We start from the raw sequence: 22704 nt of genomic DNA on the forward strand, positions 1-22704 counted from the left end.
GTGAACGATAAAGGGGCTCACGCGCGTTTCTGCAGCGACAGCCGCAGCACGTCGGCGAGCGGCCGCGGGTCGATCCAGTCGGCGACGTCGAAGTCGGCCTCCAGGAAGCCGTGGTCGTGCAGGAACGTCTTGAACTCGTCGAGCGCGGTGACCGATGCGTCGTCGAGATTGACGCCGAGGTGGCGGTGCAGCTGGTTGCCGTACGCGGCGCGCACCCAGTCGATCGACGACGCGGTTTCGCCGGCCACGTAGTGCGCGGTTTCGTCGGGATGCGTGCTCGCCCATTCGCCGGCGGCGACCACGAGCTTCAGGAAGCCGGCGACGATGTCCGGATGGTTCGCGAGCACGTCCGCGTTCACGGTCAGCGGGCGCGGCGTGCCGTTGTTGTTGCGGATCGAACGCTCCGGATGGAAGCCGATGTCGATCACGACGTGCGCGCCGATCAGCTGCGCGATCTCGAGGCCCGTCGAGCCCTTCACGTAGATCGCATCGACTTCGCCGCGCAGCAGCGCACCGGCTTCGGCCGCATACAGCGCGCGGCTCGAGAAGCCGTGCGGCGACGCGAACAGGTCCGCCGCGCGCGCGGGGCCGACGGCCTGCAGCGTGCGTGCGCGCACGTCGACGCACTCGACGTCGCGCGTGGTCAGTCCGTCGAGGCTCAGTGCGTTGACGAAGCCGCGCAGCGCCGATGCGCGAAAGATGTCGATGCGGTCGTCGGGGCGGCTCGGGATCGCGATCCGGCGTCCGCGCAACGCCTTCACGGAGCGGATGCCGGAGTCGGGCCGCGCGAGGATCAATTGCGATTCGTCGACCCACGACAGCCCGATCACGCGCGTGTTCGCGTCGTTCGAGCGCGCCCACATCGCCGGGATGCTGCCGCCCTGGCGGAACGATTGCGCGAGCGTGTGATCGCTGATCGACGACACGTCGTGCCGCGTGGCGCCGCGCGGCGAGCGGATCGCGACGCCGTCGGCCGACGTCTCGCCGTTGAGCCAGCCGAGATGCACGGCGATGCCGAGCGGCGTCGGCACGGGCGATCGGGCGTACCAGAACGTCTGCTGCCTGTCCGATGACGAATCGGGCCTGTCTGTCATGTGTGAGATTCCCCTGTCTGGGTAAGCATGGTCGATGCGCGGTGTCGCACGCGCGGGCCGTTCCACGTTGCAAGTTCCGGGCCAGTGAGCGGAAACGGCCGTGCGGCACGCGGCGCGGGCATCGCGTGCGTGGCATGGCGCAACGGCCGGTGCATCGCTTGTTGCGTGAGCAACAGTCGCGTCGGGTGCTGTTGCGCGCGCAGCACCGGTGCGGCACGTGCAGCAGCACGGCAACGGTTCGCGTTCGTGATGTCGGCAACGTCCGGCGGGGGGGCGTCGATCGCCGTCGACGCCCGGCCCGCAAGGCGTCGCGCGTGCTGGCAGGCGGCCCGGCCCGGGTGGCGGCGAGCGCGTTGGCACACCGCGTGCTTTACAGCACTGCATACGCGCGGCACGCCGGTGCCGCATGCAATCCGAACGGGCCGACAAGGAGAATCCCGATGGCTGTTGAATTTCTGTGGCGCCTGCCGATGCACGGCGACGGCCGGCGCGCACACGATCTGCATACGCGCGGCGAATGGAACCGCCAGCGCGCATCGCGCGTCGCGCCCAAAGTCGACGACGACGATTTCGGCTACATCGACTATCTGTCGCAGGTCGCCCGCGCGGCCGACATCGCCGGCTTCCACGGCGCGCTGATTCCGATCTTCCGTTTCACCGAGGAGCCGTGGGTCGTCGCGGCCGCGCTGGCCCGCGAGACGCGCCGGCTGCGGCTCCTGATCGCGTTGCAGCCGCATTTCGTGCATCCCGTCTATGCGGCGCAGATGGCGGCGAGCCTGCAGCGGATCAGCCGCGGCCGCGTCGAGTGGAACGTCGTCACGGGCGGCGGCGGCCCCGACCAGCGCGCGTACGGCGACTTCATCGATCACGACAGCCGCTATGCGCGCACCGACGAATTCCTCGACGTCGTGAAGGGCGTCGCGGCAGGCGAGCCGTTCACGTTCGATGGCCGTTTCTACCGCGTCGAAGGCGGTGGCCTGTTGCCGCCGCTGAGCGGGCAGAAGCCGCCGCGGCTCTATCTGGCCGGCGCCAGCGACGCGGCGCTCGCGGTCGCCGCGAAGCACGGCGACGTGCACCTGAGCTGGGGCGAGCCGCTCGCGAAGCAGAAAGAGGTGATCGACGCGGCGCGCCGCGCGCTCGACCGGCAGAACGCCGAGCGCGACCTGCGCTTCGGCATGCGCATCGACATCCTCGCGCGCGAGACCGAGGCGCAGGCGTGGGCCGAGTTGCGACAGATGTTCGCGACGGTGGGCGACACGACGCGCAACGGTTTCGGCGGGCGCGGCGAATCGTCGGAATCGGTCGGCGCGAAACGTCAGTTCGCGCTGCACCAGGGCAACACGCAGCACTTCGACGACCTGATCGTCGGCCCGAATCTGTGGGCCGGGATGTCGCAGATCCGCGGCGGCCCCGGCTGCGTGATCGTCGGCAGCCACGAGCAGGTGGCCGAGCGGCTCGCGGAATACGTGGAGATCGGCGTGTCGACGTTCATTCTCGCGAGCAATCCGCATCTCGAAGAAGCGTACCGCGTGGGCGAGGAGGTGCTGCCGCTCGTCGACGGCGCGCTGAACGCACGCGGCACGCAGGCAGCGCTGCGCGTGGCCGGCGCCTGAGCGCGGCGGCCTTACTCCACACGTCAACGACAACGACAAGGACACTCGCCATGACGACACTCGCTGCGCAGGCCACGGCCTGCGACGCACTCTGGTACACGCGCTGCCCGGTGCCGACCGCGCTCGGCATCGCCGTGCATCGCGGCTGGTTCGACGAAGAGTTCGAGCCGGACGGCATCGTGCTGAACTCGCTGCAGGAGACGGCCGACGCCGACAAGCGCGAATCGCACTTCGATCACAGCCTGCCGCACTCGTTCCGGCAGGGCGGCAATATTCCCGCGCTGTGGGCGCGGGCACGCGGCGCCGATACGCGCGTGATCGGGCTGTCGTGGACCAACGAATTCCAGGCGATCGTCACGCTACCCGAACGCGGCATTCGTCGTGCGCGCGATCTGCGCGGCCGGCGGCTCGGGTTGCCGCGCCATCCGATCAGCATCGACTTCTGGCGGGCCGCCGCGCTGAAGGGCTTCCTCAGCGCGCTCGAACTGGAAGGGCTCGGCCACGGCGACGCCGAATGGGTCGACCTGCCCGACACCCGCGAGCGCCGCACCGGGCCCGCGTCATTCACGCGCGGCCCGCACGAGTACGGGCTCGAGATCGCGGCGCTCGTGCGCGGCGACGTCGACGCGGTGTTCGTGAAGGGCGTGGCCGGGCTGGAAACCGTGCACCTGATCGACGCGCAGGTCGTCATCGATCTCGGCGCGCATCCCGATCCGCTGGTGCGGATCGGCAATGGCACGCCGCGCACGCTGACCGTCGACCGCGCACTGATCGACGCGCGCCCCGATCTCGTGAGCCGCTTCCTGTCGGTCGTGGTCGGCGCGGGCGACTGGGCCGCGCGCCATCCGGCGGAGACGGTCGCCTACATCGGCCGCGAAACGCGTGCGTCCGACGAATGGGTGCGCTACGCGTACGGCGCGGACGTGCACCGCCATCTGGAGACGGGGCTCGCGCCGACGTCGATCGACGGTCTGGTCGCGTTCAAGGATTTCCTCGTCGAATGGGGTTTTCTCGAACGTGATTTCGACGCGCGCGCGTGGATCGATCCGGCGCCGTTCACGCAGATCGACCGGCACCGCCATGCGTGGGTCGCGTAGCGCGCCGCGGCGCGTCATTGCAAGGAGTCGAACATGACAGGGCTGACGATCGAATACGGCGTGCCGCCGGCGCGCCGGCATGCGGCGCGTGCGGCGCCGCGCGCGGCGGCAGGCGCGCGACCTTCGCCGGTGGCGCCGTCTGCGCATGCGGACAAGCGGCCGGCACCGGCGAGCGGATGGCGCGGCGCGGGCGCGATTGCGCTGGCCGTCGCGGCGCTGCATGCGGGCGTCGCGCTGCTGGCCGCGCGCGCGCCCGCCGCACCGCCCGTGCAGCCACCGCGGCCGCTGCCGATGACGGTGGAACTGACGCGGCCGCCCGAGCCGCTGCCGCAGGCCGCGCACCCGCCGCCGCCGGTCGTGCCGCCGAAGCCGTTGAAGCAGGCGCCGACACCGGCGAAGCCGCTGACGCCACTGACACCGCCGACGCCGCGCATGGCCGTTCCGCATCCGGCACCCGCGCCGTTCGCCGTGCCGCAGGCGTCGCGCGAAGCGGCGCCCGCGCCAACGGCGCCCGCCATCGCGGCTCCGGCACCGGCGCCTGCGCCCGCCGCACCTGCGCGCGAAACCGCACCGATCGGCGACGCGGCATACCTGCGCAACCCGGCGCCCGACTATCCGGCGTTCGCGCAGGACCAGGGCTGGGAAGGGCGCGTCGTGCTGCGCGTGCACGTGCTCGCGAACGGCACGCCCGATTCGGTCGACGTCCGCACGAGCAGCGGCCGCCGCTTGCTCGACAACGCAGCGATGGCCGCCGTGAAGCGCTGGACGTTCGTGCCCGCGAAGCGCGGCGACGAAGCCGTCGACGGCTGGGTCAACGTGCCGATCGATTTCAAGCTGGGCTGACCCGCCGGGCGGCCCGCCACATATCTCAAGGAACTCACATCATGAACGGTATTCCGACCACCTTCATCGTCCAGGGCGCGCTCTGGCTGCTCGTCGTCTTCTCCGTCGTCACGTGGACGCTGATCGTCGTGAAGGCGATCCAGAGCCTGCGGTCGAGCGCGCGCAACCGGCGTTACGTCAGCGCGTTCTGGGCCGCGAACAGCTTCCACGACGCGGCCGCGCTCGACGGCGCGAACAGCCCGGTGGGCGAACTCGCCGCCACGGGCTTCGACGCGCTGCGGCGCGCCGACGAGAGCAGCGCGCACGATCTCGAACACAGCTGGAGCCGCCACGACCTGCTCGAGCGCCATCTGCGGCAGCAGATCCACAACGCGCGCAGGCGCGAGGAAGCGGGGCTGGCCGTGCTCGCATCGATCGGCAGCACCGCACCGTTCGTCGGCCTGTTCGGCACCGTGTTCGGCATCATCCATGCGCTGACCGCGATCACGCACAGCGCGTCGGCGAGCATCGACGTCGTCGCCGGGCCGATCGGCGAGGCGCTCGTCGCGACCGGGATTGGCATCGCGGTCGCGGTGCCGGCCGTGCTCGCGTACAACTTCTTCGTGCGCCGCGTGAAAGCCGCATCGGCCGACCTCGATGCGTTCGCGACCGACTTCGTCACGCTCGCGCAGAAGGCCGGCTTCCGCGTGCCGGCCGCGCTGCCCGCTGCCGCACCGGCACGTCGCGCCGGCGACACCCGTCAGGAGGCGTTCGCATAATGGCCTTCTCGTCCTCCTCCGACAACGACGACGTGCTCAGCGAAATCAACATCACGCCGCTCGTCGACGTGATGCTCGTGCTGCTCGTCGCCTTCATCGTCACGGCGCCGCTGCTCAACAACGCGGTGCACGTGACTCTCCCGAACACCGTCGCCACCGCACCGGCCGACCGCAAGCCGAACGTGACCGTGAGTGTCGACGCGAAAGGCGTCGTGTATCTCGACAAGCGCGCGGTCGCGCTTGCCGCGGTGCCGGCCGAGCTGGCCGCGCTGAAAGCGGGCCGGCCCGACGTCGCGCTCGACCTGCAGGCCGACGAGCACGTGCCGTACGGCACCGTCGCGAAGCTGATGGCCGCGATCGAGCACGCGGGCATCACGCGGCTGTCGGTGCTCACCGCGCCGCGCGGCTGACGCGCCTTTCACGACTTCCTTTGCGAACGCATCCATGAGCACCACGGCTTCACACAACGTTCAGTCGATCTGGTACACGCGCTGTCCGGTGCCGACGCCGCTCGGCATCGCCGCGCATCTCGGCTGGCTCGACAGCGAATTCGCCGGCGACGGCATCACCGTGCGCGCGCTGCAGGAAAGCCAGCACGCGGCACTGCATCACGCGCACGTCGATCATTCGCTCGACAACGCGTTCCGGCAGGGCGGCAGCATTCCCGCGCTGTGGGCACGCGCGGCCGGCGCCGACACGCGCGTGGTCGCGCTGACCTGGGTCGACGAGGCACAGGCGATCGTCGCGCTGCCGGAAGCCGGCCTGACGCGGCCGAAGGACTTGCGCGGGCGCCGCATCGGCCTGCCGCGCCGCGACGGCGAGCGCATCGACATTTTCCGCGCGGCCGCGCTGCGCGGCTTCGTCAGCGCGCTGTCGCTCGACGGGCTCGGCCCCGGCGATGTCGAATGGATCGACGTCCCGGCGTCCAACCTGCGCGCGCCGGTGGCGACGCCCGTGACCCGCGACGCGGCGTTCAGCCATCCCGCGAGCCTGTCGAGCCGGCGGCTCTATGCGGCGGAAGCGGCCGCGCTCGTGCGCGGCGATGTCGACGCGATCTACGTGAAGGGCTCGCTCGGGCTGGAAACCGCGCACCTGATCGGCGCGCAGCCGGTCGTCGACATCGGCTTTCATCCCGATCCGCAGATCCGCATCAACAACGGTTCGCCGCGCCCGCTGACCGTCAATGCGTCGACGCTCGAACGCCACCCCGGCATCGTCAGCCGCTTCCTCGCGCGCGTGACCGACGTCGAGGGCTGGGCGCGCGAGCACGAGCAGGAAGTGCTCGGCTATCTCGGCCGCGAGACGGGGTCGGGCCATGACTGGCTGCGGCTTGCGTACGGTGCCGACGTGCATCTCCGGTTGCGCACGGATCTCGACGAAGCGTCGATCGCCGCACTCGACGATTTCAAGCGCTTCCTGGTCGACTGGCGATTCCTGCCTGCCGACTTCGACGTGCGCGCGTGGATCGACCGGCGCGAGCGCTTCACCGGCGGCTTCATGCTGCTGGCGCTCGCGAGCGGCACGACGATCAGCATGGCGCAGCTCGCGACGACGCTGTATGCGCTCGCGCTCGGCGTCGACAGCGCGCGGCTCGGCATCATCGCCGCGATGGAGCCGCTCGGCATCGCGCTGATGACATTGCCGGCCGGGCTGCTGGTCGCGCGCTACGGCGCGCGGCGCGTGTACTTCGCCGCGAGCATGGGGCCGATGCTGCTCAATCTCGTCGTGCCGTTCACCGGCGCATGGCCGCTGATCGCGCTCACGCAGGCGCTGATCGGGCTGTGCATCCCGTTCCGGATCGTATCGATCAACGGTGTGTTCCTCGCGCGGCTCGCGCAGATCGGCCTCGCCCGCGCGGGCTGGTATCGCGCGGCCATGTCGGTCGGAACGGGCATGGCCGGGCCGTGGCTCGCGAGCTGGCTGATCGGCGCGCATGGCGCGGTCGCGACGTTCTGCGCCGCGTCGGCGAGCTTCGCGGGCATGGCGTGGTTCAGCCGGATGCTGCTCGGCGACGCGGAACCGCCGCCACGCGGCACGCAAACCGAAACCGGCGGCCTGCGTGCGTTGCTCGCGCTCGCCTGGAGCCGCGACGTGCGCGAGCAACTTGCGCTGGAAGCGGTGAACAGTGCGACCCGCTCGCTCGCCGGCACCTTTACGGTCGTGCTCGCCATCCAGTATCTGGGGTTGTCGCAGTCGGGAGCCGTCGCGCTGCTGACCCTGCAGGGCGTCGTTGCGGTGATCGCGCTGTTCGGACTCGGGCATGTCGCGCAGCGGATGACGGCGCACCGTTGCCATGCATTCAGCCTCGCGGGCGGCGTGGCCGGGCTGCTCGCGCTCGGCCTCGCGCACGACGCGTGGATCGTCGGCGCAGGGCTCGCCGCGCTGTGCGCCGGATCGTCGCTGCTGCATCTCGTCAACATGCAGCATCTCGGCCGTCATCCGGCCGACAAGAGCCAGGTGTCGAGCCTCTACAACCTCGCGTCGATGACGGGTGCGTTCTGCGGACCGCTGGCCGGCAGCGCGCTCGTGCCGGTGGTCGGGTTGCCGGCGGTGTTTCTGTGCTGGCTGCCGGTCGTCGCGCTGGTTGCGTTCGCGCTGCGGTTCGCTCACGCGCGGCGCGGAGCGATCCCGTCACTGCCTGCAAAGCTGTCCTGATGATTGTCGGTGCCGGTGTTGCGTGACAAGCAGTTTGCTTCGCTCCACAGATGCGCATGCAGCAACACCGGCACTGCATGCGTGCTGGAAGCCCCGTACGACGGGCCTCTCGATGCTGGCATCCGAATTGCAATAGAGAACCCGTGCGTAGCTCGCACGTGCGTTCAACCGATCAAACAGGATGACTCATCGATGTTCAGGAAAAAACTAATCGTCACCGCGCTGGGGGGACTGCTGACGGGCGGCACCGTATCGTTGCCGGCGTGGGCGGAGGACGGCGCGGCGACGGCGGGGGCGCCGGACGCGAAGCCGGCGCAACAGGCACCGGAAGCGGCGGCCACGGCCGCGCCGAAGGCAGCCCGTGCGAACCGCGGCGCGGCCGCGCGCGAAACGAACCTCGGCACGGTGACCGTGACGGCGCGCCGGCGCAAGGAGAGCATCCAGGACGTGCCGGTCGCGGTGAGCGCGCTGAGCGGCGATGCGATCAAGAACAACGAGCTGCGCGTCATCAACGACGTGACGAAGTACGTGCCGAACTTCACCGGGCAATCGACCGAAGGCCGCGAGCGGCCGCGCTGGTTCATGCGCGGGGTCGGCAGCAACGATCCGTCGGACCTGTCGCTGAGCCCGATCGGCGTGTACTTCGACGACGTGTACATCAACAGCGTGTTCGGGCAGGGCTTTCCGCTGTTCGACCTCGATCGCATCGAGGTGCTGCGCGGGCCGCAAGGCACGCTGTGGGGCAAGAATACCGTCGGCGGCGCGCTCAGCATCACGTCGCAGAAACCGACCTTCGACGTGAGCGGGTACGGCAAGCTCGGGCTCGGCCAGTACAACAGCCGGCTCGCGGAGGCCGCGATCGGCGGACCGATCGGCAAGAACGACGTGCTGGCCGCGCGCGTGTCGGTGTATCACGAGAATGCCGACAGCTTCTACACGAACACCGTGCAGCAGGGGCGCTTCGGCGGCTTCCACGACAACGCGGTGCGCTTCCAGGTGCTGGCCGTGCCGACGTCGGACACCGATTTCCTGTTCAACATCCACGGCCGCAACTACACGGGCGGCGGCAATGCGTGGCATGCGGAAGGCGCGGGACGCGGCGGCGCGAACCAGTTCGGCTTCGTCGGGCCGAGCGATCCGTATACGGTGTCGCTCAATGCGCCGTCGAGCGATCACATCTCGTCGTGGGGCACGTCGCTGACCGCGCACTGGCGCATCAACCCGGCGGTGTCGCTGACGTCGATCACCGCGTTCGAAGGGCTGCACCGCTGGTACCAGGACGACGAGGACTACTCGCCGTTCGATGCGGCGCGTTCGCACGACCGCCTGTCGAGCCGCCAGTTCTCGCAGGAATTCCGGCTCGAATCGCCGCAAAGCGACCGGCTGAGCTGGCTCGTCGGCACGCACCTGTTCACCGAGCAACTGGCCGAGCAGGGCGCCGGCGGCGGGCTGCCGGGCTCGCCGTCGCCCGCGTACTACCATCTGACGGACCTCACGCAGCATACGCAGAGCGCAGCGATCTTCGGCAGCGTGAAGTACCGGTTCACCGACCGCTTCAACGTGACGGGCGGGCTGCGCTACACGATCGAGCGCAAGACCATCAACCTCACCGGGCTGCAGGATACCGGCAACGTGACGTTCAGCGATCCGAACAGCTGGTGGTCGCCGTCGTCGGTGTCGTCGCCGCTCGCGGTCAGCGCGCAGCAGAACCAGACGAACACGTGGCGCGCGCCGACCTGGGATCTCACGCCCGAATATGCGCTCAGCAACAACGTGCGTGCGTATTTCCGCTATGCGCGCGGCTTCCGTTCGGGCGGCTACAACGGCAACGCGTATACGCAGAGCACGGTGTCGACGGTATCGCCGGAGTACCTGACCGATTACGAAGTCGGCATCAAGAGCGAGTGGTTCGACAAGCGGCTGATCGTCAACGCGAGCGTGTTCCACTACGACTATCGCGACATCCAGGTGTTCGCGCTCGCGCCGAAGCCGTTCGGCGGTCCGCCGGTGTCGACGCTGTCGAACGCGGGGCAGGGGCGTGCGGACGGCTTCGAACTGGAGCTGAAGGCGCAGCCCGTCAACAGCCTGTACCTGTTCGCGAACCTCGGGATGCTGAACACGCGCTACACGGAGTTCCGCTACGTGCCGACGGCGGTGGGCAACTCGTTCGCGCGTTCGCCGCATACGACGCTGAACGCGGGCTTCGACTATCGCGTGCCGGTTTCGTTCGGCACGCTGACGGCCGGTGGCGACGTGAACTACCGCAGCCGCGAGTACTTCAGCGCGACGCGGCAGACGATGCCGCAGCTGTGGCAGGGCGGCTATACGGTACTGAACGCGCATGTGTCGTACACGACGCCGGACCAGAAGTACATCGTGACGGGCTACGTGACGAACCTGACGAACAAGGTCTACAAGAAGCTCGAACTGCTGCCGTCATATGGCGCGTATCCGGTGCTGTACGGCGATCCGCGCACGGTCGGGATCACGCTGACCGCGAAGATCTGACGCGTGGTGCCTGCCGCGGCACCGGTGCGGGTGTGCCGGTGCCGCGGCGGGGGAGGTGAGCGGCCGGCGTCCCGCGGCCGTCAGATCAGCAGCGACACCGTCCTGAACAGCGCGAGATCCTCCTTGCGCGCGGATCGTGCATGCCGGCGGATCACCTGCAGCAGGCAGTCGATAAAGCAGCGCGCCGCGTCGCTCAGCGTGCTGCTGCGGCGCGTGACGATTCCGAGGTCGCGCGGTTCGAACGTTTCCTTCAGCGACAATGCGCGCATCCGTTCGCCGAACGGCGGCACGGCCGCGAGAATCGTCGGGCACCACGTGCACATGTCGGCCTGTTCGAGCATCGTCTGCAACATCGCGACCGACTGGGCACGAACGATGCGCCGTTCGTCGATCCGTGCGCCGTGGCGCGTGAACAGATAGTCGACGAGCGCGGCCTGCCCGTCGGCCGCGAAATTCAGCACCCAGTCGTTGTCGAGCAGGTCGTGGATCGACCGTGCGCGTTCAAGCGGGTGGCCGGCGCGCACCATGACCGACGTCTCGTAGCGCAGCATCGGTTCGCAGGAAAATTCCTGCGTGCCGCCCGGCGGCACATGCCCGAGCGCGAAATCCATGCTGCCGTCGCGCAGCAGCGGCTGCGCGACGGCGATCAGCGCTTCGTGGAGTTCGAGGCGCACGTCGGGCATCCGCTCGCGAAACAGCAGAACCGCCTCCGCGAGGAACGTCACCGTGAGCCACGGCGTCACGCCGATGCTCAGCCGGCCCTCGACGCGGCCGCGCATGCGTTCGAGATCGCTTTGCGCATGTTCGAGCTGCTTCAGCACGAGTTTCGCGTGCGTGAGCAGCGTCTTGCCGTATTCGGTGAAGCCGATGCCTTCCGGCGCGCGCACGAGCAGCGGCAGCCGCTCGCTCGCTTCCAGTTCGCGCAGCGCGCGTGTGACGGCCGCCTGCGACAGCCCCAGCGTACGCGCCGCGCCACGGATGCTCCCAGCCTCCGCGCTCGCGACGAGCGCCTGCAACTGATGCAGTTTCATCGTACTCATGGGGCGATACCCGACAACGAAAGGTTGTCATCATAACGAAACCGCGGCTGTTCGCCGGGATTTTCGCTGCATACGATTCGGCCACGATCGGTCATCCGGGCGATCGACCCGCGGAACGCATCGAGGAGAATCGGGGTTGGACCATGAAAACATTCCGTCGGAAATGGCGGCCATCGAGACGGAGATGATTGCGCTGCGCCACCGGCTGCACGCCCATCCCGAACTCGGCTTCGAGGAACATGCGACGAGCGAGCTCGTGGCCGAATGCCTGACAACGTGGGGTTATCGGGTGACGCGCGGGCTCGGCGGCACGGGCGTGGTCGGCACACTGACGCGCGGCACCGGGAAGCGGCTCGGGTTGCGCGCGGACATGGACGCGCTGCCGATTCGCGAGACCACCGGGCTGCCGCATGCGAGCCGGCGCGACGGCGTGATGCACGCGTGCGGCCACGATGGTCATACGGCGATGCTGCTCGCGGCGGCCCGCTGCCTGGCGGAACGCGCGTGTTTCTCGGGCACGCTGAACGTGATTTTCCAGCCGGCCGAAGAAGGGCTCGGCGGCGCGAAGCGGATGATCGACGACGGTCTGTTCACGCTGTTCCCGTGCGATGCCGTGTTCGCGATGCACAACGTGCCGGGCTTGCCGGCCGGCGTGCTCGGCTTCTGCGACGGCCCGGCGATGGCATCGGCCGACGAGGTGCACGTGCGCGTGATCGGACGCGGCGGGCATGGCGCCGCGCCCCACACGACGATCGATCCGGTAGTGGTGTGTGCGTCGATCGTGATGGCGTTGCAGACGGTCGTGTCGCGCAACGTGAATCCGCAGGAACTGGCGATCGTCTCGGCCGGCTCGATCCATGCGGGCACCGCATCGAACGTGATCCCGCCGCATGCGGAGCTCGAACTCAGCGTGCGCGCGTTGTCGCCGGACGTGCGCGCGCTGCTCGAGCGGCGCATCCGCGCGATCGTGCAGGGGCAGGCCGCGAGCTACGGCGCGACAGTCGAGATCGACTATCGGTACGGCTATCCGGTGCTCGTCAATCATGCGGCGGAAACGGCCTTTGCGCGCGACGTGGCCCGCGAGTGGGGCGGCGACGCGGCGCTGATTCCGCATCTGCGGCCGATCGCGGCGAGCGAGGACTTCGCATTCATGCTCGAGGCGTGCCCGGGCAGCTACCTGTCGATTGGCAATGGCGACGGTGCAGCCGGATGCGGGCTGCATCACCCGGGTTACGACTTCAACGATGCGTGCCTGGCGACCGGCGCGAGCTACTGGATCGCGCTTGCGGAGCGATACCTCGCGTGATGCGGTTGCCCGGTTTGGGGCCACGGTTCACGATTTACACAAGGAGACAGGCAATGAAACAGTGGAAGTTGATGGCGGCACTCGCGGTGGCGCTGGCGGCAGGGACGGCGCATGCCGGCGACTGGACGGGCAGGGAGATCCGCCTCGCGGTCGATCCGACTTACCCGCCGCTCGAATACAAGCTGCCCGACGGCAGGCTGACGGGCTTCGGGATCGACATCACGAATGCGTTGTGCGCGGAACTGCACGCGCGCTGCGTGTGGGTCGAGTCGAGCTTCGACGGGATGATTCCGGGGCTGCTCGCGCGCAAGTTCGACGTGATCGCGTCGTCGATGACGATCACGCCGAAGCGGATGCAGCAGATCGCGTTCACGAACCGGATCTCGAACGCGCCGGCGCGACTGGTCGTGCACAAGGGGTCGCCGCTGCTGCCGAGCGCCGAGTCGCTGAAGGGCAAGCGCGTGGGGGTCGAGCAGGGTTCCGCGCAGGCCGACTACGCGGTCGCGAACTGGCAGCCGGCCGGCGTGCAGATCGTGTCGTACCAGAACCAGGATCAGGTGTACGCCGATCTCGTGACGGGGCGGCTCGACGCGGCGTTCCAGGCATCGATCGCGGCCAGCGACGGGTTCCTGAAGAAGCCGCAGGGCAAGGACTTCACGTTCGCCGGCGCACCGATCGACGACGTGAAGTACTTCGGGCAGGGCGACGGCCTCGGGTTGCGCAAGCAGGACAACGACCTGCGCGACGCATTCAACCAGGCGCTCGCAACGATTCTCGCGAACGGCACGTACCAGCGAATCAACCGCAAGTATTTCGACTTCGATATCTACGGCGGGAAGTAAGCGGCCGCGCACGCGATGTGCGCGATCGGCCATAAATAAATAAGGAATACGGATGAACTGGAGATCGATTCTTGTCGCGATTCCGGCGCTGTGCGCAGCGCCCGCGTTCGCGCAAAGCAGTGTCACGCTTTACGGCCTCGTCGATGCCGGCATCGACTATACGAGCAACGTCGGCGGCCATGGCGCGTGGCAGATGGCAAGCGGCTTCGCTCAGGGCAGCCGCTGGGGGCTGAAGGGTACCGAGGACCTGGGCGGCGGCTACAGCGCGCTGTTCCAGATCGAGAACGGCTTCAACGTGAACAACGGCACGCTCGCACAGGGCGGCCGCATGTTCGGGCGTCAGGCCTACGTCGGGCTCGGCAGCACGCGCTTCGGCACGCTGACGCTCGGCCGGCAATACGATTCGGTCGTCGACTATCTTGCGCCGACGACCGCGAACGGGAGCTGGGGCGTCTATCCGTTCTCGCACCCGCTCGACAACGACAACACCGGCAATACGTTCCGCGTGAACAACACGGTCAAGTACGCGAGCCCGGACTTCTCCGGCTTCTCGTTCGGCGGCACCTACAGCTTCAGCAACGACACGGGTTTCGCAAACAACCGTGTATGGAGCGTCGGCGCGCAGTACGAGCAGGGCGGCCTGCTCGTTGGCGCGGCGTTCCTGAACGCGAACAACCCGGGTGCGACGTCGGGCGGGGCGATCGCCGGTTCGGGGTCGGTCGGCGCCGACGCGAATTTCGCGTCGGCACGGCTGCGGATCTTCGGGGCGGGCATCAACTACACCGCGGGGCCCGCGACGGTCGGATTCGCGTACACGAACAGCAACGTCACGCGGCCGACCGCGAACGTCGGCTACCTGTTCGGCGACGAGACGATCGAACCGGTGACGGGGCCGCTCGCGGGCGGCACGGTCACGGCGATCAAGTATCAGAACTTCGAAGTGAACGGCAAGTACCAGTTCACGCCTGCATTCTTCGTCGGCGCGCAATACGTGTACACGACGGTGCGCTACGACGCGACGACGGGCGCCGCGAAGCCGAAGATCCATTCGATCGGGTTGATGGCCGACTACAACCTGTCGAAACGCACGGACGTGTACCTGATGGGCGCGTACCAGCGGATTGCCGGCGACGCGACCGGTTCGTCGCTCGATCAGGCGTATATCCCCGGCGCGGCCGATCTGTCGTCGAACGCGAAGCAACTGATGGTGCATGCGGGGATCCGGCACCGCTTCTGACGGACCCCGGCCGGACGGCGGCGGAGGCGGCCCGCCGCCTCTTTCGATTACTGCGCGACGCGAATCACGACCTTCCCGAAATGCTGCCCCGACTGCAGGTACGCATACGCCTGCGGCGCATCGTCGAAGCCGAACACGCGATCGATCACCGGCTTGAGCCGCTTCGCATCGACGAGCCGCACGACGTCGTCGAGCATCGCGCGGCTGCCGACCATGAACCCGTGCAACTGGCGGACGCCGCCGATCAGCGACAGCAGCCCGAGTTCCGGCCCGCCGAAGCTGCTGAGGCCGCCGATCACCGACACGATGCCGCCCATCTTCGTCGCGGCGACCGAGCGTGGCAGCGTGTCGCGGCCGCCCACTTCGACGACCAGGTCCGCGCCCACGCCGTCGGTGAGCCGCAGCACTTCGTGTTGCCACTCGGGCGTGGCGTGATAGTTGATCGTTGCGTCCGCACCGAGTGCGCGGGCGCGTTCGAGCTTCGCGTCGCTCGACGATGTCACGATCGTGCGCAACCCGGCCGCATGCGCGAGTTGCAGCGCGATGATCGAGACGCCGCCCGTGCCGAGCAGTACGACGGTCGCGCCCGGCCCCAGCCCGCCGTCGACGAACAGCGCGTTCCATGCGGTGATGCCCGCGCACGACAGCGTCGCCGCTTCGTCATAGTCGAGATGCGCGGGAATCGCGACCAGCGCGGTTTCGTCGGACACGAAGCGTTCGGCCAGCACACCGTCGAAATGCGAGCCGGCCGACCCCGAGACTTTGTGCGGCGTGGCCGGCCCGTCGATCCAGTGCGGGAAATACGTGTTGATCACGCGATCGCCGGGCTTGAAGCGCGTGACATCGCGGCCGGTTTCGACGACTTCGCCGGCGCCGTCGGCGACCGGGATCAACGCTTCCGTACCGATGCCGAGATAGTCGCCGCGCGCGAACATCAGGTCGCGATAGTTGAGGGCGGCCGAGTGGATCTTCACAACGACGTCGGTCGGCCCGACCGGGCGCGGCGTCGCGTCGATGCGCCGAAGCCCGGCAATGCCGTCGCCCGGTTTAACTTGCCATGCATGCATGTCCGCTCCTTTTCGAGATAGTCCGGACTATCATAGTGTTGCGCAGGGGGACGCATTGGCGAGAATTCGGCCAACGATTGTCGCCGGTGTGGACACAAACCTGTCATCCCAACGGAGCGGAGTTGCATGGACGAACGGCTGAGAGGCGTCGCCGAATTTGTCGACGTGGTGGAATCGGGCAGCTTCGCGGCGGCGGCGTTGCGCCTCGGCATCACGCGTTCGGCCGTCGCGAAGATCGTCGCACGGCTCGAACAGCGTCTCGGCGCGCGCCTCCTGCAGCGCACCACGCGCCAGCTCGGCCTGACCGACGAAGGGCTCGTCTATTACGAGCAGTGCCGGCGGCTGCTGGCCGAACTCGGCGAGACCGAGGCGGCGCTCGACGCGGGTCGCCGCGAGCCGGCCGGGCGCGTGCGGATCAGCGTACCCGTGCTGTTCGGGCGGCAATGCGTGGCGCCCGTCGTGCGGCGCCTCGTCGAGCGGCATCCGCGGCTCGAAATCGACGTGTCGTTCAGCGATCGCGTGGCCGACCTCGTGAACGACGGTTTCGACATTGCAGTGCGCATCGGCGCGCTGGCCGATACGAGCGCGCTCGTCGGCCGGAAGCTGGGCGTGCAGCGCATGGGCATCTGCGCATCGCCCGCGTATCTGGACCGTCATGGGCGGCCGTCGGGGCTCGACGCGCTTGCGTCCCACGTCGGCATTGCATACTCGCGCGCCGGGCAGCCGACGCCGTGGCGGATCATCGGCACGGACGGCGCGGTCCACGACCATCGCACGGCCGGCCGCCTGCGGTTCGACGACCTGCAGGCGATCGCCGATGCGGCCGCCGCCGGTGCGGGCCTCGCGTGGTTGCCGTGCTGGCTGATGGCGCCCTACGTCCGTGACGGCCGTCTCGCGCTCGTGATGGACAGCGACAGCGTGTCGGGCGCCGAGGTGTACGCGGTGCGGCCGGCCTCGCGTCATGTGCCATCGAAGGTGCGCGTGGTCATCGACGCGCTGGTCGACGAGATTCCGTCCATACTGGCGTCCGATGACGCCGATGGCGAGCGCGTGCCGCAGCGCAGCGCTCACGCTCCGTAGCGACGCGGCACGTTCGGTTGACGCGGCGTATGATCACCCGCACAACGCACTGGCGGGGGCAGGCTGTCATGAACAGGAAGCTGCAGGTCGCGATCGTCATGGGCATCGTCGCGACCGTGATCAACGTCGCGTATCACCTGATCCGTCGATGATGCGCCGGCCCGCACGCTATTCCGGCACGAAAGCGGCGGACGCTCACGCGGCGCCGCGAGGCGAGCGCGCATGACCGCGATCGGCACCCCGATGGCCACACGCCAACCCGGCTGGCTGCGCATCGCGCCTGCACTGTTCCTGCTGCTGTGGGCCAGCGGTTTCGTGTTCCTGAAGCTCGGCCTGCGCTATGCCGATCCGCTCACGTTCCTCGCGCTGCGCTATGCATGCGTGGTCGCGCTGCTCGCCGGCCCGTTCCTGTGGCTGCGTCCGCCGTTGCCGCGTACGCGGCGCGAATGGCGCAACCTCGTCGTCGTCGGCCTGTTGCTGCAGGCCGGCTATTTCGCGTTCACGTACCTGAGCCTGAAGCTCGGCATGTCGGCCGGCGCCGTCGCGCTCGTCACGTCGCAGCAGCCGATCCTCGTCGGTCTGCTCGCGCCGATGATCGCCGGCGAACGCGTCGGCGCGCTGCGCTGGCTCGGGCTCGCGCTCGGCGCCGCGGGCGCGGTGCTGGTGATCCTCGCGCGCTCGTCGGTCGATATCGCTTCGCCGTGGGCGCTGGCCTTCGCACTGCTTGCACTCGCCTGCATCACCGGCGGCACGCTGTGGGAGAAGCGCTTCGGCACCGACGTGCATCCGGTCACCGCGAACCTCGTGCAGTACGCGGTCGGCCTCGCCGTTACCGCGCCGCTCGCGTTCGCGCTCGAACCGATGCACGTGGAATGGACGGCCGGCCTCGCCGGTTCGCTTGCCTACCTCGTCATCTGCAATTCGCTGATCGCGATCTCGCTGCTGCTCGCGATGGTGCGATACGGCGAGGCGTCGCGCGTGTCGGCGCTGTTCTTCCTGATTCCGCCCGCGACCGCGCTGATCGCGCTGGCGGTGCTCGGCGAGACGATCGGTGCGCTCGCCTGGCCGGGCATGGCGCTTGCCGCGGCCGGGCTGTTTCTCGTGATGCGCTACTGAGCGACGGGTCTCGTTCGCGTCTCACATATCGAGAAGGCGTCCCGATAATTGACGCGAATTTCACGCGGCTCCTAGACTGGCCTGCATGACGCCGCGCCTCACGCGGCGCGACGATGCCGCGCACCGTGCGCGCATCCGCACCGTCCCGCGAGACGATGGAGACATGCCGATGACCGCTGCCGCCCCGCAGTTGCATGCCGCGACGATGCGGCGCCTGAACCTGCGCCTGATTCCGTTCCTGATGCTGCTGTATCTCGTCGCATACATCGACCGGTCGAACATCTCGGTCGCGGCGTTGCAGATGAACGCCGACCTCGGCCTCAGCGCCGAAATGTACGGGCTCGGCGCGGGGCTGTTCTACGTGACGTACATCCTGTTCGAAGTCCCGAGCAACCTGTTCCTCGCACGCGTCGGTGCGCGCCGCTGGATCGCACGGATCATGATCACGTGGGGCATCGTCGCGGCCGCGATGAGCGCCGTTCATACGCCGGGGCAGCTGTACGCGATGCGGCTGCTGCTCGGCGCGGCGGAAGCGGGCTTCACGCCGGGCATCATCTACTACCTGTCCGCGTGGTATCCGCAGAGCGATCGGGCGCGCGCGATGTCGTTCTTCTACATCGGCGCGACGCTCGCGTCGGTGATCGGGCTGCCGCTGTCCGGTGCGCTGCTGAACCTGAACGGCGTGCTCGGCCTCGAAGGCTGGCGCTGGCTGTTCCTGCTCGAAGGCGTGCCCGCGCTGCTGCTCGGCTTCGTCGTGCTGCGCCGCCTGCCGGACACGCCCGCGCATGCGCGCTGGCTGCCGGCCGACGAGCGCGCTTGGCTCGAGGCGACGCTGCGCGACAGCGCACCGCGCGAGCACCTGTCGCACGGCGTCGCGCTGCGGCGTGCGTTCGGCGACGGCAAGGTGTGGGCGCTCGCCGCGTTCTGGCTGCTGCAGGCGTTCGGCACGATCGGGCTCACGCTGTTCCTGCCGCTGCTCGTGAAGAGCCTGTCCGGGCAATCGAGCTTTGCGGTCGGCAGCCTGTCCGCGCTGCCGTTCCTGTTCGCGTGCGTCGCGATGTATCTGAACGGCCGGCATTCGGATCTCGGCGGCGAGCGCGCGCGCCATCTCGGCGTGCCGATGCTGCTGGCCGGCGCGCTGCTGGTCGCGGCGATCTACGCGCCGGTGTTGCCGGTCGCGTATGCGCTGCTCGTGCTCGCGGTCGGCTTCAACTGGGCCGCGACACCGGTGTTCTGGGCCGCGACGACCGAATACGTGTCGGGCCTCACGGCCGCCGCGTCGATCGCGCTGATCAATGCGGTCGCGAACATCGCGGGGCTCGCGCTGCCGCCGGTGATGGGGCGCATCAAGGACGTTACGCATTCGTACGATCTCGCGCTGCTGCTCGTCGCGGTCGCGTTGCTGGCCGGCGGCGTGCTGGCGTTGCGGATCGCGTCGCGGCGCGCGATGCCGGTCGCGGCGGGGCGGGCCGGCTGATCGACTGGCGTGTGCGTGAGGTCGACGGGTAGCCGGCGGCGACCGTACGCGTTTTGCGACGCTGCGGCACAATCGGGCGGAGCACGCGCGCGCCGGGTGACCACCGGTGCGTCGCGCCGTTTCCGGACTCCTCGTCAAAGGCACGCCCATGTCATCCCGCACTTTCCTCGTTACCGGCGCATCGCGCGGCATCGGCCTCGCGACCAGCGCCACGCTCGCTCGACGCGGCCATCGCGTCATCGGTCTTGCGCGGCATGCGCAGGGCATCGACTTCCCCGGCGAATTGCTTGCATGCGATCTGGCCGACATCGAACAGACGGCGGCGGTACTCGCGCAGATCGGCGAACGTCACGACGTCGACGGCATCGTCAACAACGCGGGCATCGTGTTGCCGCAGCCGCTCGGGAAGATCGATTTCCAGTCGCTGCAGACCGTGTTCGATCTCAACGTGCGGGCCGCGATCCAGGTCACGCAGCACTTTGCCGATGCGATGAAGGCGCGTGGCTACGGACGCATCGTCAACATCTGCAGCCGAGCGATTTTCGGCAGCCTCGATCGCACCGCGTATTCGGCCGCGAAGAACGCGCTCGTCGGTTGCACGCGCACGTGGGCGCTCGAACTGGCCGAGCATGGCGTGACCGTCAACGCGGTTGCGCCGGGCCCGATCGAGACGGAACTGTTCCGCCAGACGCGGCCGGTCGGCAGCGAAGCCGAGCGCAAGGTGCTCGCGACGATTCCCGCGCGCCGGCTCGGCACAGCCGGCGACGTTGCAGCCGCGATCGCGTTCTTCCTGTCCGACGAAGCCGGCTTCGTCACGGGGCAGGTGCTGTCGGTGGACGGCGGCGGCAGCCTCGGCGGGCGCAGCTGACGCATGGCGGCGCGGGGCGTGCCGGGCGCCGCGCATCGCATATTCCCGCACCCCGTTAGCATGTGACGAATCCGACTTTGGGCGCCGCGCGGGCGACGCTAAGATCGCCGATCCCTTAGATCGAGCGTCAACAATAATGAAAAAGTCCGCTGCGCCGTTGCATGCTTTCCGTTTCCGTGTCGTCTGCGCCGCGATCGCCGGCGCGGTGTCGCTGGCGTCGTGCGGCGGCGTCGACAGCGATGCACCGCCGCCCCAGGCCGACGCCACGCCGACCCCGACCCAGGCCGCGAAGCGCCCGAACATCCTGTACATCATGGCCGACGATCTCGGCTACTCCGACATTCATGCATTCGGCGGCGAGATCAACACGCCGAACCTCGACGCGCTCGTCGCATCGGGCCGCATCCTGTCGAACCACCACACGGGCACGGTCTGCGCGATCACGCGCGCGATGCTGGTGTCCGGCACCGATCACCATCTGGTCGGCGAAGGCACGATGGGCGTGCCGACCGACGAACGGCGCGGGCTGCCCGGCTACGAGGGCTACCTGAACGATCGCGCGCTGTCGTTCGCGCAACTGCTGAAGGACGCGGGCTACCACACGTATATCGCGGGCAAGTGGCACATCGGCTCGGGGATCGTCGGCAGCGCGACGGGCAGCGGGCAGACGCCGGACCAGTGGGGCTTCGAGCGCAGCTACGTGCTGCTCGGCGGCGCAGCGTCGAACCACTACGCGCACGAGCCGGCCGGCTCGTCGAACTACACGGAAGACGGCCGCTACGTTCAACCTGGCCAGCCCGGGCAGCCGGGTGGCGCGGGCGGCAGCCCGGCCGTGTTCTATTCGACCGATTTCTATACGCAGAAGCTGATCTCGTACATCGATGCGAACCAGCGCGACGGCAAGCCGTTCTTCGCGTACGCGGCGTACACGTCGCCGCACTGGCCGCTGCAGGTGCCCGACCCCTGGCTGCACAAGTACGCGGGCGTCTATGACGCCGGCTATGACGCGATCCGCAATGCGCGGATCGCGCGACAGAAGGCGCTCGGCCTGATTCCCGCCGACTTCAAGCCGTTCGACGGCCTGCCCGAGACGACGGCCGCATCGCCCGCGACCGCGAACAACGGCAGCGCAGCCGCGAAGTACATCAGCGCCGTGCATTCGGCCGCGGACGGCTACAGCGACTATGGCACTGGCAAGGTCGACAAGCTGTGGGCGAGCCTGTCGCCGGCCGAGCGCAAGGCGCAGGCGCGTTACATGGAGATCTACGCGGGGATGGTCGAGAACCTCGACTACAACATCGGCCTGCTGATCCAGCACCTGAAGGACATCGGCGAATACGACAACACGTTCATCATGTTCCAGTCGGACAACGGCGCGGAAGGCTGGCCGATCGACGGCGGCGCGGACCCGACAGCAACCGACACCGCGAACGCGCAGGACCCGGTCTATTCGGCGCTCGGCACCGACAACGGCAAGCAGAACGCACAGCGCCTGCAGTACGGGCTGCGCTGGGCCGAAGTGAGCGCATCGCCGTTCCGGCTGACGAAGGGCTATTCGGCCGAAGGCGGCGTGTCGACGCCGACGATCGTGCGGCTGCCGGGCCAGTCGCAGCAGTTGCCGACGCTGCGCGCGTTCACGCACGTGACCGACAACACGGCGACGTTCCTCGCGGTCGCGGGCGTCACACCGCCGTCGCAGCCGGCACCGCCGCTCGTCAACACGCTGACGGGCGTCGACCAGAACAAGGGCAAGGTGATCTACAACAACCGCTACGTGTATCCGGTCACGGGGCAGTCGCTGCTGCCGGTGCTTACGGGCTCGGCAACGGGTGAGGTGCATACGGCGCCGTTCGGCGACGAAGCGTACGGCCGCGCATACCTGCGCAGCGCCGACGGCCGCTGGAAGGCGTTGTGGACCGAGCCGCCGCTCGGGCCGCTCGACGGTCACTGGCAACTGTACGACCTCGCGTCGGATCGCGGCGAGACGACCGACGTGTCCGCGCAGAACCCGTCGGTGATCGGCACGCTCGTCAACCAGTGGAAGGCCTACATGAGCAACGTCGGCGGCGTCGAGCCGCTACGTCCGCGCGGCTACTACTGATA

Annotated in this window: 19 protein-coding genes; 16 read left to right on the forward strand and 3 right to left on the reverse strand. The window is 68.8% G+C overall.

Annotated features, from left to right (window positions below):
- Positions 1-17 precede the first annotated feature (17 nt).
- Positions 18-1094, reverse strand: a complete 1077-nt coding sequence (locus OHZ10_RS21355; protein WP_256086773.1) for an ABC transporter substrate-binding protein — start codon at positions 1092-1094, stop codon at positions 18-20.
- 440 nt (positions 1095-1534) lie between these two features.
- Between OHZ10_RS21355 and OHZ10_RS21360 the strand changes: the two genes are divergently transcribed.
- The 7 genes from OHZ10_RS21360 to OHZ10_RS21390 all read left to right on the forward strand — a co-directional run bounded on the left by OHZ10_RS21360 (position 1535) and on the right by OHZ10_RS21390 (position 10568).
- Positions 1535-2707 carry an LLM class flavin-dependent oxidoreductase gene (locus OHZ10_RS21360; RefSeq protein ID WP_174994726.1) on the forward strand — a complete coding sequence of 391 codons (1173 nt, stop codon included), beginning with the start codon at positions 1535-1537 and terminating at the stop codon, positions 2705-2707.
- 50 nt (positions 2708-2757) lie between these two features.
- Positions 2758-3804 (forward strand): ABC transporter substrate-binding protein, encoded by a 1047-nt coding sequence (locus OHZ10_RS21365; RefSeq protein ID WP_342705726.1) that lies wholly within the window; start codon positions 2758-2760, stop codon positions 3802-3804.
- Between the two features lie 33 nt (positions 3805-3837).
- Positions 3838-4647, forward strand: coding sequence for an energy transducer TonB (locus OHZ10_RS21370; protein WP_342705727.1), 810 nt, complete (start codon positions 3838-3840; stop codon positions 4645-4647).
- A gap of 41 nt (positions 4648-4688) precedes the next feature.
- The gene (locus tag OHZ10_RS21375) at positions 4689-5405 is read left to right on the forward strand and encodes a MotA/TolQ/ExbB proton channel family protein (RefSeq protein WP_059237646.1); all 717 of its coding nucleotides are present in this window, start codon (positions 4689-4691) and stop codon (positions 5403-5405) included.
- Positions 5405-5815, forward strand: coding sequence for an ExbD/TolR family protein (locus OHZ10_RS21380; RefSeq protein WP_049036336.1), 411 nt, complete (start codon positions 5405-5407; stop codon positions 5813-5815). Before OHZ10_RS21375 ends, OHZ10_RS21380 begins: the two co-directional genes overlap by 1 nt.
- A gap of 34 nt (positions 5816-5849) precedes the next feature.
- Positions 5850-8060: an MFS transporter gene (locus OHZ10_RS21385; protein ID WP_342705728.1), complete on the forward strand. Its 2211-nt coding sequence runs from the start codon at positions 5850-5852 to the stop codon at positions 8058-8060.
- Between the two features lie 192 nt (positions 8061-8252).
- Complete coding sequence (locus tag OHZ10_RS21390; RefSeq protein WP_342705729.1) at positions 8253-10568, forward strand: TonB-dependent receptor; 2316 nt, start codon at positions 8253-8255, stop codon at positions 10566-10568.
- A gap of 80 nt (positions 10569-10648) precedes the next feature.
- Here OHZ10_RS21390 and OHZ10_RS21395 read toward each other — a convergent pair whose 3' ends face one another.
- Positions 10649-11608 carry a LysR family transcriptional regulator gene (locus tag OHZ10_RS21395; protein ID WP_174992906.1) on the reverse strand — a complete coding sequence of 320 codons (960 nt, stop codon included), beginning with the start codon at positions 11606-11608 and terminating at the stop codon, positions 10649-10651.
- Between the two features lie 184 nt (positions 11609-11792).
- Here OHZ10_RS21395 and OHZ10_RS21400 point away from each other — a divergent pair, with 184 nt between their 5' ends.
- Genes OHZ10_RS21400 through OHZ10_RS21410 form a run of 3 tightly spaced genes read left to right on the forward strand, consistent with a single transcriptional unit; the run spans position 11793 to position 14993 of the window.
- Positions 11793-12914, forward strand: coding sequence for a M20 aminoacylase family protein (locus tag OHZ10_RS21400; RefSeq protein WP_407045106.1), 1122 nt, complete (start codon positions 11793-11795; stop codon positions 12912-12914).
- A gap of 53 nt (positions 12915-12967) precedes the next feature.
- Positions 12968-13756, forward strand: a complete 789-nt coding sequence (locus tag OHZ10_RS21405) for an ABC transporter substrate-binding protein (RefSeq protein ID WP_059237640.1) — start codon at positions 12968-12970, stop codon at positions 13754-13756.
- A gap of 52 nt (positions 13757-13808) precedes the next feature.
- The gene (locus OHZ10_RS21410; protein ID WP_174992904.1) at positions 13809-14993 is read left to right on the forward strand and encodes a porin; all 1185 of its coding nucleotides are present in this window, start codon (positions 13809-13811) and stop codon (positions 14991-14993) included.
- A gap of 47 nt (positions 14994-15040) precedes the next feature.
- Here the strand turns inward: OHZ10_RS21410 and OHZ10_RS21415 are convergent, their stop codons facing one another.
- Entirely contained in the window at positions 15041-16060 is a 1020-nt protein-coding gene (locus OHZ10_RS21415; RefSeq protein WP_342705731.1) for an NAD(P)-dependent alcohol dehydrogenase, read from the reverse strand.
- Positions 16061-16186: 126 nt separating this feature from the next.
- On the opposite strand from OHZ10_RS21415, the gene OHZ10_RS21420 reads away from it, so the two are divergent.
- The 6 genes from OHZ10_RS21420 (at position 16187) to OHZ10_RS21445 (ending at position 22702) form a co-directional block, all read left to right on the forward strand.
- Positions 16187-17140: a LysR substrate-binding domain-containing protein gene (locus OHZ10_RS21420; protein WP_174992902.1), complete on the forward strand. Its 954-nt coding sequence runs from the start codon at positions 16187-16189 to the stop codon at positions 17138-17140.
- A 29-nt stretch (positions 17141-17169) separates the two neighbouring features.
- On the forward strand, positions 17170-17292 hold the full coding sequence (locus OHZ10_RS21425; RefSeq protein ID WP_342705732.1) for a hypothetical protein: 123 nt from the start codon (positions 17170-17172) through the stop codon (positions 17290-17292).
- 70 nt (positions 17293-17362) lie between these two features.
- Positions 17363-18256 carry a DMT family transporter gene (locus tag OHZ10_RS21430; protein ID WP_174992901.1) on the forward strand — a complete coding sequence of 298 codons (894 nt, stop codon included), beginning with the start codon at positions 17363-17365 and terminating at the stop codon, positions 18254-18256.
- Between the two features lie 169 nt (positions 18257-18425).
- A complete protein-coding gene (locus tag OHZ10_RS21435) occupies positions 18426-19733 on the forward strand; it encodes an MFS transporter (protein ID WP_342705733.1) in 1308 nt (435 codons plus the stop codon).
- Positions 19734-19881: 148 nt separating this feature from the next.
- Positions 19882-20601, forward strand: coding sequence for an SDR family oxidoreductase (locus OHZ10_RS21440; RefSeq protein ID WP_059237635.1), 720 nt, complete (start codon positions 19882-19884; stop codon positions 20599-20601).
- Between the two features lie 136 nt (positions 20602-20737).
- Complete coding sequence (locus OHZ10_RS21445) at positions 20738-22702, forward strand: arylsulfatase (RefSeq protein WP_256086760.1); 1965 nt, start codon at positions 20738-20740, stop codon at positions 22700-22702.
- Positions 22703-22704 lie beyond the last annotated feature (2 nt).

This window comes from Burkholderia arboris (genome assembly GCF_038723655.1).
GTDB classification, from domain to species: domain Bacteria; phylum Pseudomonadota; class Gammaproteobacteria; order Burkholderiales; family Burkholderiaceae; genus Burkholderia; species Burkholderia arboris.

What these genes read in the sequence shown, in the direction of transcription:
- OHZ10_RS21365 (WP_342705726.1), top strand. Translation starts at nt 2,758, where the DNA reads ATGACGACACTCGCTGCGCAGGCCACGGCCTGCGACGCACTCTGGTAC.
- OHZ10_RS21380 (WP_049036336.1), top strand. Translation starts at nt 5,405, where the DNA reads ATGGCCTTCTCGTCCTCCTCCGACAACGACGACGTGCTCAGCGAAATC.
- OHZ10_RS21435 (WP_342705733.1), top strand. Translation starts at nt 18,426, where the DNA reads ATGACCGCTGCCGCCCCGCAGTTGCATGCCGCGACGATGCGGCGCCTG.
- OHZ10_RS21425 (WP_342705732.1), top strand. Translation starts at nt 17,170, where the DNA reads ATGATCACCCGCACAACGCACTGGCGGGGGCAGGCTGTCATGAACAGG.
- OHZ10_RS21375 (WP_059237646.1), top strand. Translation starts at nt 4,689, where the DNA reads ATGAACGGTATTCCGACCACCTTCATCGTCCAGGGCGCGCTCTGGCTG.
- OHZ10_RS21440 (WP_059237635.1), top strand. Translation starts at nt 19,882, where the DNA reads ATGTCATCCCGCACTTTCCTCGTTACCGGCGCATCGCGCGGCATCGGC.
- OHZ10_RS21370 (WP_342705727.1), top strand. Translation starts at nt 3,838, where the DNA reads ATGACAGGGCTGACGATCGAATACGGCGTGCCGCCGGCGCGCCGGCAT.
- OHZ10_RS21405 (WP_059237640.1), top strand. Translation starts at nt 12,968, where the DNA reads ATGAAACAGTGGAAGTTGATGGCGGCACTCGCGGTGGCGCTGGCGGCA.
- OHZ10_RS21360 (WP_174994726.1), top strand. Translation starts at nt 1,535, where the DNA reads ATGGCTGTTGAATTTCTGTGGCGCCTGCCGATGCACGGCGACGGCCGG.
- OHZ10_RS21385 (WP_342705728.1), top strand. Translation starts at nt 5,850, where the DNA reads ATGAGCACCACGGCTTCACACAACGTTCAGTCGATCTGGTACACGCGC.
- OHZ10_RS21430 (WP_174992901.1), top strand. Translation starts at nt 17,363, where the DNA reads ATGACCGCGATCGGCACCCCGATGGCCACACGCCAACCCGGCTGGCTG.
- OHZ10_RS21395 (WP_174992906.1), bottom strand. Translation starts at nt 11,608, where the DNA reads ATGAGTACGATGAAACTGCATCAGTTGCAGGCGCTCGTCGCGAGCGCG.
- OHZ10_RS21415 (WP_342705731.1), bottom strand. Translation starts at nt 16,060, where the DNA reads ATGCATGCATGGCAAGTTAAACCGGGCGACGGCATTGCCGGGCTTCGG.
- OHZ10_RS21410 (WP_174992904.1), top strand. Translation starts at nt 13,809, where the DNA reads ATGAACTGGAGATCGATTCTTGTCGCGATTCCGGCGCTGTGCGCAGCG.
- OHZ10_RS21355 (WP_256086773.1), bottom strand. Translation starts at nt 1,094, where the DNA reads ATGACAGACAGGCCCGATTCGTCATCGGACAGGCAGCAGACGTTCTGG.
- OHZ10_RS21390 (WP_342705729.1), top strand. Translation starts at nt 8,253, where the DNA reads ATGTTCAGGAAAAAACTAATCGTCACCGCGCTGGGGGGACTGCTGACG.
- OHZ10_RS21400 (WP_407045106.1), top strand. Translation starts at nt 11,793, where the DNA reads ATGATTGCGCTGCGCCACCGGCTGCACGCCCATCCCGAACTCGGCTTC.
- OHZ10_RS21445 (WP_256086760.1), top strand. Translation starts at nt 20,738, where the DNA reads ATGAAAAAGTCCGCTGCGCCGTTGCATGCTTTCCGTTTCCGTGTCGTC.
- OHZ10_RS21420 (WP_174992902.1), top strand. Translation starts at nt 16,187, where the DNA reads ATGGACGAACGGCTGAGAGGCGTCGCCGAATTTGTCGACGTGGTGGAA.